We start from the raw sequence: 1,579 nt of genomic DNA, 5'->3' as shown, positions 1-1,579 counted from the left end.
CACGCGCGGCGCCGGCCGAGCGCTGTCCGGGACACGTCGTCCCCGCTCCGGTCCGCGGACCCGAAGCAGGTCAGGGGCTTTTCTCGGCCACGGTCGGTCGCGCCTCCGCGACCGTGCGCGCGCCGCGCCGAACAGGTCGTGAAGCTGAGCTGAACAGCCGCGAACAGGTCTTCATGTGCGCCCTGATCGGGGTCACCATGAGTATGTGTCTGCCCTGCATCCCCACCACACGTCAGAGGCGCACCCGTCGGGACCAGGTGCGGGCCCCCGGCGTTCCCCCGGCGTCGCCGGTCCCCCCGGCGCGCCCCGCCCGTCCCGCTCCCCCGGCTACCGGCCCGTCGTGGACCTGGACTCGGGCGCGGTCGTCGCGGTGGAGGTCGTCGCCGCACCGCCCGCACCGCACCCCGCCGTCCCCGGGGGCCCTCCGAACGCGGAGATGGGCGTCCACGAGGGGACGGCCGTGGCCGACTGGGTGCTGGACCTCGTCGCGGAGGCGGCCGGGACCGAGAGCCTGCTGCCGCTCGTCCTCCCCCTGCCCGCGAGGATCCTGACCGCCGGGGAGGGGTTCGTGGCCCTGGTGGAGAGCCGGATGCGGCGCGCGGGCCGGCGCCCGCGCGACATCACCTTCCTGCTCGGCACGGACCTGGCCGACCTGCCGCGGTCGGTGGTCTCGCCGGGGGTGTCGCGCCTGAGGGCGGCGGGGTTCCGGTGCGGCTTCGGCACGTCGATGGTGCGGCCCGACCTCGTGGTCGAGGCCGCCCCCTTCCTGATGCGGATCGACCCGGAGATCGTCTCGGGGGTGGCGACCGACCAGAGGCACGCGACGGTCGTCGAGGGCCTCGCCCGGATCGGCCGGGGCAGCGGCGTGTACGCGATGGCCTCCGGCGTGGGGACGGCCGAGGACGTGCTGCGGTTGCGCGCGTGCGGGATACGGGTGGGGACGGGGGAGTTCTTCGCCGACAGGACGTGGCGGCCCGGGGAGCGCGTGACCCCCGTGCCCGAGCCGACGGCGTCCCAGGGGCGGGAGGAGGACGCGGGGCCGCGGGTCACCGAGTTCATGCTCCCCCCGGTGGGCTTCGACTCCGACACCACCACCGAGCAGGTGCTGGAGGCGTTCACGGGCGACCCGGCGCTGAACAGCGTCATCCTCATCGACCACCGGGAGCGGCCCGTCGGGGTGATCGACCGCACCCGGTTCCTGCTGTCGGTGACGGGCCGGTACGGGCACGCGCTGCACGCCAAGCGCCCGGCGCTGCGGCTGGCGGAGTCGCCGCGCACGATCCCCGCGTGGATGACCGCCCTGGCGGCGCTGCGCGTGGCGGGCCAGGACACCGACCGTGTCTACGACGACCTGGTCGCGACCAACTCCTACGGGCAGTGCCTGGGCGTGGTGCACATCAGCGACCTCATCCAGTCCCTCTCACGGAGCTGACGCGGGCGCCCGGGGTGCGCCCCCGCCGCTCCGTACCCGCAGCGCGCCCGGGCGCCGGACCGGCGGAAACGGGCGGGCCCGCTCCCGGCCGCGGGCCGGGACCCCGGCCGGAAGGAACGGCGGGCCCCGCACCACCCGGGTGCGGGG

At 76.1% G+C, this 1,579-nt stretch carries 1 protein-coding gene; it reads left to right on the top strand.

Annotated elements, in window-relative coordinates; all coding sequences use genetic code 11:
* Positions 1 to 205: 205 nt before the first annotated feature.
* Positions 206 to 1,432: an EAL domain-containing protein gene (locus tag ACWGL3_RS32180; protein ID WP_378554928.1), complete on the top strand. Its 1,227-nt coding sequence runs from the start codon at positions 206 to 208 to the stop codon at positions 1,430 to 1,432.
* Positions 1,433 to 1,579: the final 147 nt, after the last annotated feature.

It is taken from the genome of Nocardiopsis sp. NPDC055824 (assembly GCF_053616335.1).
The sequence above is the reverse complement of the archived record's forward strand: the minus strand, read 5'-3'. Positions and strand labels throughout refer to the sequence as shown.